General features: G+C 73.1%; 3 protein-coding genes. All 3 read right to left on the reverse strand.

Annotated features, from left to right (window positions below):
- Positions 1 to 40: 40 nt before the first annotated feature.
- Complete coding sequence (locus tag V5F48_RS09705; RefSeq protein ID WP_394258511.1) at positions 41 to 949, reverse strand: alpha/beta fold hydrolase; 909 nt, start codon at positions 947 to 949, stop codon at positions 41 to 43.
- A gap of 109 nt (positions 950 to 1,058) precedes the next feature.
- Positions 1,059 to 2,048 (reverse strand): patatin-like phospholipase family protein, encoded by a 990-nt coding sequence (locus tag V5F48_RS09710; protein WP_394258512.1) that lies wholly within the window; start codon positions 2,046 to 2,048, stop codon positions 1,059 to 1,061.
- Positions 2,049 to 2,121: 73 nt separating this feature from the next.
- Entirely contained in the window at positions 2,122 to 8,121 is a 6,000-nt protein-coding gene (locus V5F48_RS09715) for an SDR family NAD(P)-dependent oxidoreductase (RefSeq protein WP_394258513.1), read from the reverse strand.
- Between the last annotated feature and the right edge of the window lie 16 nt (positions 8,122 to 8,137).

The raw sequence follows: 8,137 nt of genomic DNA on the forward strand, positions 1-8,137 counted from the left end.
CCCCTGCCGCGCGCCAAACACCACACAACGGCTGAGCGCCTTACGACACCGACCGGATGAAGGCGGTGATGGCCTGCTGCGCGGGCGCGTCCCACAGCAGGGGGGCATGACCCTGGTCCGCCACCTCGTGGATCACGAGGCCCGGGTGGCGGGCGGCCATGTCCGCCACCGTCTTGGCCGAGAGCACGTCCGACAGTGCGCCGCGCACCACCATGGCCGGCACATGAGCGAGCGCGTCGAAGCCGGGCCACAGGTCCGGCAGGGGCTTGCCGGGATCGACGGCCTTGAATGCCTCTCCCAACGCCGGATCATAGGAGAGGCAAGGCCTGCCGCCGGCATCGCCATGGATCTGGCGGGCAAAGCGCTCCCACTCCGCATCGCTCAGGGCCGGAAACATGAAGCCCTGGGTCGCCTTCAGGTCAGCGACCGCCTCCGGCCAGGTCGCACGCAGCGGCGCGCCCACATAGCCGCCGATGCGCAGGATGCCGGCCACGTCCACGAACGGACCGATGTCGTTGAAGATGGCGGCGGCGAACAGCTGCGGCCGCAGGATCGCCAGCACGAACATGACAAGGCCGCCGCGCGAGGTGCCCAGCACCACCGCCCGGGAGATGCCCAGCATGGCGAGGCCGGCGAGGATATCCTGTGCCTCCTGGATGGGGGTGTAGGTGGGATAGGGCGCATGCCCCGAGCCGCCGCGCCCGCGATAGTCGAACGCCACCACGCGGGTGGGATGGACCGCATCGGCCACCAGCGCTTCGGCAAGGGCCTCATAGTCCCGCGAATTGCGGGTGAGGCCGGACAACAGCACCACCGGCAAAGGCGCTGCGGGATCGCCCCAATCGCGCCCGAACAGGGCGACCCCGTCCGCGCTCGGATAGGCGAAGAAGCGGGCCGGGGCCGCTTTTGCCTGTTCCCCGTCTGGCTGGTCCTCTACTGGCTGTTCCATGCTCCCCCTTCCGGCCGTCACGGCCGTCCATTGCGGCGTCCCTTGAACCGGTCCCCCTCAGGGGCCGCCGGCGGGCCGGAAACCGCTCCGGCGCCGCCGTGAAGCCCCGTCACGCGACGGAGCCGGCGGGCTCCTTCACGGCGGCGGAGGCCGGATGGTTCCAGCCGTGGGCGGTCAGCCAGTCCACGGTGGTGTCCAGCACCGCGTTGGTCTCCGGCGCATCCCAGGCCGGCCCGGTGAACACCGGCGGATCGACGCGCTGGAAGCGGGACCCCAGAAGCTGGGCGCACTGCGCGCTGGTGGCCGCGGCGCCCGCTTGCAGGAACAGGTCCACCAGCACCAGCGGGTTGAACGGATCCAGCAGCCACTGGCGATAGCCCCAGTCGGCGCTGCCCTCGGACAGGCCGGGCGCCAGATAGCGGGACTGGCCGGCGAGATTGCGCGGCGTGCCGATGGACAGGAGGGTGATGTCCTCCAGCTTCTGCTGATGCCCCAGCGCCGCGGTGACCGCCGTCAGTGCCGGGTTGTTGGAGGCCACGGCGCCGTCCACATAGGCCGGGCCGGTCTGCGCGTCGCTCTGGTAGATGGGATATTGCAGCGGCATGGCCATGGTGCGCAGCACCACGTCGACGATCAGCTCCACCCGGCCGAGATCGCCGGGAAAGTTGGTGAAGGTCCGCGGCAGCCAGCTGCGCTGCCCGTCGGAAAGGGCATTGTCGAGCTGCACCGTGTTGACCAGCACCGGCCGCTTCACGTCGGCCAGGATGGCGCCGGGGCCGAACACCTCGTCGCAGAACGCCTTGATGCGTCCCGTGGTCATGGCGGCATTGTTGCCCAGCACGGTGCCGGCGATGGACCAGAGCGTCTGGCTCTCCCGCACTTCATCGTCGAAGCGCAGCACCGCCTCGAAGGCGAGGACGGGATCGTCGAACCACGCCATCAGCAGGGCGTTGACGGCGCCGTTCGAGGTGCCGGCGAACAGGTCGATCGGGCGCAGGACGCTGAAGCCCAGCACGTCGGCCCGGCGCTCCAGCGTCGAGAGGAACACGCCGGCCTTGCCGCCATTGCCGCCGTCCAAAGACAGGATGCGATACGTCATTCCCCTTCTCCCTTTCGTTCTAGGCATCGGGTGAACCTCCCGGACCCGGACGAAGATCGCCCGGCTTTAAACTTCAAGATGAAGAACGCAGGACCCGGTCGACATGCGATGCGGGCTGGCCGGCGCACGCACCAGCCTCACCCGCGAGAAACGGCTTCAAGCGGGCGGCGAGAGATGCTGCCCCCTCGGGATCGAGAATGATCGACATGTGGTTGCCCGCAAGATCCACCCGCACCACACCGCCGGAAACATGGCTGCGCAACTCCGCCTCCAGCGGGTCATCCGCCCCGTGCGAGGAACCCGCGCGGAACAGCACCGCGCCTCCAGCGATGCGGGAGGGACAATAGCGGTATCCCATCGTCGTGTTGAGGTTGAAGATGCGCAGGGAGCGCCCGACCCCCGCCCAGAAGGCGCGGTCGAGCCTGAGGTCGCGGAAGGTCGCCGGCAGGCTGAGCCCGATCAGGCGCGCCAGGGCGGCGAGGTCGCCATAGGAGCGCGGCAGGCGCACCTGTGTCACGAAGGTGCCCATGCGCCACAGCGCCTTCACATGGCGCAGGGGATCGCGCGAGCGCACGAAGTTTTCAGCCTCCATCACCGCGCAGTCGAGGAAGGCCAGCGTCGCCACGCGCTCCCCGCGCTCCTCCAGCAGCCGCGCCATCTCGAACGCCACCGGCCCGCCGGAGGACCAGGCGGCAACGTGGTAGGGCCCCTCGGGCTGGCGTGCCCGCATGGCCTCCACATAAAGCCGCGCCATGTCCTCCACGGAGGACATGGGCGGCGCATCGTCGACCAGCCCCGGCGCCTGGAAGCCGTAGAGCGGCTGGTCGCGGCCCAGATGATCGGCGAGGAGCAGATAGCACCACGGGCTACCGCCGGCGGGATGGATGCAGAACAGGGGCGGCCGCGATCCCTCCGGCTGCACCGGCACGAGGCAGTCGGGCAGGGGCCGGCGATCCGCCTGCGCGGGGGCATGGGCGCTGATCCAGCGGGCCATGGCGCGCAGGGTCGGAGCCTCGAACAGGATGCGCAGGGGCAGATCCACCCCGAACGCCTCGCGCACCCGGTGGACGAGGCTTGCCGCCACCAGCGAATGGCCGCCGGAGGTGAAGAAATTGTCGTCCGGAGCGATGGCCGGGCGCTTCAGCAGCACGCTCCAGATGGCCGCCAGCTGCGTCTCCACCCCATCCTGCCCGCCGGTGACGGCCAGCGCCGCGCCATGGTGGCGGGACAGGGCGGCGGCATCGATGGTGCCGTCCGCCGACCGGGGCAAGGCATCGAGGACGCGCAGCGGGCACACGATCGGCGTGCCGAAGCGGTCGCGCACATGGTCGTTCGCGGGCGCGGCCGGCGCGGCGCCGGGCCGCGGCACCACGAAGCCCGCGAGGCCCAGCAGCGGGCTGGCCGGCTGGCGCACCCGCGCCCGGACGAAAGGCGAGGCGCCATCGAGCCCGATGGACAAGGGCGAGACGCCCAGCGCCAGCGCCCCGTCGAGGGAGGCGAGGGCATCCTCCACCGGCAGGGTGCGGAAGCCCCGCGCGGCGGCAAATTCCGCCGCCCCGGTGTCGCCGCCCGCCGGGGCGCTCATGCCCAGATCGGCCCAGCGGCTCCAGTTGAGACACAGCACGCGAGTCCTCTCCGCCGCCCTGCCCTCCGCTTCCATTCCCGCGAGCGCGGCATTGGCGGCGGCATAGGCCCCCGCCTCGGCGCCGCCGAAGATGGCATTCACCGACGACCACAGCACCACGAACCCGCCGGGCCGGCGCGCCATGGCCTCCATCACCACCCGCGCGCCCACCGCCTTCGGCGCGAAGGCCGCCGCCAACCCCTCCGCCGTCTCGTCCGCCAGCGCTCCGGCCGGGGCGATGCCGGCAAGATGGAAGGCGCCGTCGAGGGGGCCGCCGAAACGCTCTTCCGCCGCGCGGATGGCGGCTTCCAGCGCATGGGCGTCGGTGACATCCACGGCGCGGGTGAGCAGGTCGGGGCCATCGGGCCTGTCGCCCCCAGGCCCGCGCCCGACGACGAGCAGCTTCGCCCGGCAGCGCGCCGCCAGATGCCTCACCAGCGCGCGGCCGATGCCGCCGTTGCCGCCGGTGATGAGATAGCGGCCGCCCGTCTTCAGCCGGAGCGCGGGGTCACGGGGCGAGCGGCCGGGGTCCACCGGCTCCAGCCGGGGCACGAAGCGTCCGGCAGGCCGCAGCGCCACTTCGGCCTCGCCATCGGGCGCGCGGATCTCGCGGGCCAGCCGGGCCATGAGGTCCGGGGCGGAGGTGGCGGCGTCCAGTCCGCCGACATCGATCTGCCGGCAGGCAAGGCCCGGCATTTCCTGCGCCGCGGTGCGCAGCAGGCCGCGCACAGCGGCGCGGGCGGGGTCGATCTCCTCCCCGCTCCCGATACCACCGCGCGTCACTAGCGTGAGCGCCGCAGGCCGCCCCTCCGCCCCGCGCCCCATCTGCTGGAGCAGGGCGAGGGTGGCCGAAAGCTCGGAACCCGCCCGGTCCCGGAACGCCTCCAGCGTCTCGCCCATGGGCACAGGTGCCAGCAGGCGCAGATCCACCACCGCGTCCGGCCGCGCACCCGGCGCGGCGCGAGCGCCCTCGATGGTCCCGCCCGCATCAACACCCGCCGCCGGAACGACCCGCACCCCCTCCCGTTCCAGCGCCTGCGCCAGCGCGGCGGCAACCTCGGTCGGGCCGCCCAGAAGCGCGACGGCGCGCGGCGGGAGCGGGGCGGCATCGCGTTCGCGCCGGACCCAGGTTTCCGCATGGAACCACGCCGGCACCGTGCGGGCGCCCGCGCCCTGCGCCAGCTGCGCCATCAGGCCGGCGCGCAGCTGCATGCGCTGGATCTTGCCGCTGGTGGTCTTGGGAAAATCCGGCTGGGCCATGGCGGTCACATGCGCCGGGGCGATGCCGAGCCGGGCCGTCACCGCCGCGCGGATGGCATCGGCCACCGCCGGCGCATCCGCCTCCGGGCGGGGGGAGAAGAACAGGGCCAAAGCCTCGCTGCCCGTGGCCGCGTCCGGCACCGCGCAGGCCGCGGCAAAAGTAGGCTGGACGCCGGGTACCGCGTTCACGAGGTCCTCGATCTCGTAGCAGTAGAAATTGGCGCCGTTGACGATGATCAGCTCTTTCTCGCGGCCGGTCAGGGTCAAATTGCCGTCGCGGATGAAGCCGAGGTCGCCGCTGTTGAACCAGCCGCCGCCCACGAAGGCCTCGGCATTGGCCGCATCGTTGCGCAGATAGCCGGGGGTGATCACGCCGCCCTTGATCTGGAACCGCCCGATGACGCCCTCCGGCACCAGCGCGCCGGCGCCGTCCACGATGCGGATGGCCACCCCCGGCACCGGCGGGCCGAGCTTGACGAAGCTCACCGCCTCGGGCGCGTCCGCCGCCACCGGCCGCAGCCGGCCGCCGAGGGAGGCCTTATGGATCCAGTGCACCGAGCGGGCGGGATCGAAACCGGTCTCATAGGTCATGCAGGTGCAGGCCTCGGCCATGCCGAAGGCGGGCTGCATCGCCTCCGCCCGGATGCCGAAGGGCGCCGTGAGCGCCAGAAACTCGGCGATGACGGGCAGCGTCGCCTGCTCCCCCGCATTCATCAGGGTCTGGACGTGGCCGAGGGCGAAGCGGCGCCCGCCCCCCTGCCGCAGCGCGTCCGACACCAGCTTGAAGCCAAAGTTGGGCGACCAGCTGCGGGTGACGCCATGGCGCGCCATCACATCGAGCCAGAGCAGCGGATCGGCCAGCACCGCCGCCGTCTCCACCTGGATCTGGCTGCACCCCAGATACACGTCGCGCAGATGCCAGGTGAGCATGGGCACCACATGGTCCATGGGCAGCCAGTTCAGCGCCACGTCGTCCGCGCCGTAGCCGTTGACGCGCACCGTCGCATGGATGTGCGCCACCACCCCGCCATGGGTGATCTGGATGCATTTCGGCGTGCCGGTGCTGCCGGAGCTGAGCTGGAGGAACAGCACGTCCCCGGGCGCGGCCGCATGCACCGTTTCGAGGGGCGCGTGACGTGAAAGCTGCTCCAGCGCCAGCACATGGGGCGCGGCATCGGCGAAGCGCCCCAGCCCGGCGAGAGGGGCCGCGAGGGCGGCCGGGGCCAGCATCACCGGGCGGCCCAGCAATTCCCAGGCATTGATAAGCTTGCCCACCAGCGCGGTGCGCTCCGCGAAGGTGGCGCTCACGGCCACCGTCACCGGCTGCACGCCGGCCAGCACGCACCCCCAGAAGGCGGGAAGATGCGCCCGCAGGTCCGGCACCTGCAGGATGGCGGTGTCGCCGGGTATCAGGCCCGCCGCCCTGAGCCCGCCGGCGATGCGCCGCGCCTCCTCAAGCAGCGTTGCATAGGTGAGCCGCCGGGCCGGCCCCGCCCCTTCGAACAGAATGCCCTTGTCGCCGGCCCGCTCCGCCGTGCGCAGCAGGGCGTCGATCAGGGTGCGGGGGGCATCGTCCGGCAGGTCCAGCGGTCCGCCATCCGCCAGCGCCCACGGGCCTTCGGGGATGGGCGGCGGCTCCGGCGCGGCCGGGGCGGGGGCCGGGAGCGGGGCCACCACCGGCAGCGTGACGGATGCCGCCTCCGGCGCCAGCGCCTGCTCCACCACGGCGGCTTCCGCGACGGTGTCCATGCGCTCCAGCCGCTGGCGCCAGAGCGCAACGGCGAAGGCATCGGGCACCGGCAGGCGGGCCAGCGCGTCGTCGTCCACCGCCCCGGCCTCGGTGAGCGGCAGGGCCGCCACCGCGACGAAGGCCGCCGGCCGCTGCCAGAACGGCAGGACGCTCGCCGCGTGAAGCGCCCAGGCTTCGGGCTCCGCATGGCCCTGCGGCACACCATAGGCCACGAGGCGGGGTACGCCGGTGGCGTCGGCGCGGGCCAGCACCCGGCATTCGGCAAGACCGGCATGCCCCCGCAACTCCGCCTCGATGGCGGCGAGGCCGAAGCGCAGGCCGCCCGCCTCCACGCGGCGCCCGCCATCGGGCCGGCGCTCGAAGCGCCCGTCGGCGCGCTGCCGCGCCCGTGCGCCCGGCGCCACGGCCGGCATGCTTGTGGCGGGCGTGACCACGAGGCGGCCGACACCGCCCAGCGGCACCGGCTGGCCATGGCGATCGAGGATGCGCAGGGGCGCGCCCATCAGCGGCGCACCCTCCCCCACCGGCTGGGCCAGCACCGGCCCGCCGGCTTCCGCGACCTGCCACAGGGTGAAGACATGGACCCCCGCCGGGCCGGCGGCGCCGGGGGGCGGATCGCCATCGAGGAACACCAGCCGCAGCGGGGTTTCGTCCAGCAGCGGCAGGGCGGCGGCCGGGAGCAACGCAACCGACGCCCCCGTGGCGCGCGCCTGCCCCGCCAGCGCGGCCGGCTCGCTCTCCAGCGGCGCCAGCGCCACCTTGGCCCCCACCGTCAGCGGCCAGAACAGGCTGGTGACGGCCGATATGTCGTGGAGCGATGCGGCGAACAGGCTGACATCGGCGGCGGTGAGAGGAAAGGCCTGCCGCAGCCACGCCAGCCGCTCCGCCACCGCCCGCTCCGGCACGGCGAGCAGCGCCCGTTCCGGCGCGATCAGGGCAAAGGCGGATGGATGGGCGGCGCGGGGGTCGGTGGTGCAAGGGTCGGCGATGCCCTGCTCCGCGATACCCTGCTCCGTCAGCACGAACCGCGCCGACGCCCGCAACCGCGCAAGCCGCGCCGGCGCGTCCTCCGGCTCCAGCGGCAATACCGCGCCGCCGGCCTTCAGGATACCGATGAGGCCGGCGGCCAGCGCCGGGCCACGCGCCAGGGCGAGCCCCACCCCATCCCCCCGCCGCGCCCCCCGGCCGCGCAGGGCCTGCGCCCATGCCGCCGCGCGGGCGTTCAGCTCACCGTAGGTCAGACCGTCCCGGCCATCGGACACCGCCGGGGCGTTCGGCGTCAGCCCGGCTTGCCGCTCGAACAGCGCCACGAAGCCCTCGGCCGGGGCGACGGCACGGCCTTTCCCCTCCGCCATCAGCCGCGCCAGCAAAGCGCGCTTCTGGGCGGCGGAAAGGCCGGCGCCGGCCCCGGCGGGGCCATCGTCGCGGGCGATGCTCATGGCGCTCGTCTCATTA

Origin of the sequence: Xanthobacter autotrophicus ATCC 700552 (assembly GCF_043194565.1) — a bacterium.
GTDB lineage: Bacteria > Pseudomonadota > Alphaproteobacteria > Rhizobiales > Xanthobacteraceae > Xanthobacter > Xanthobacter autotrophicus_F.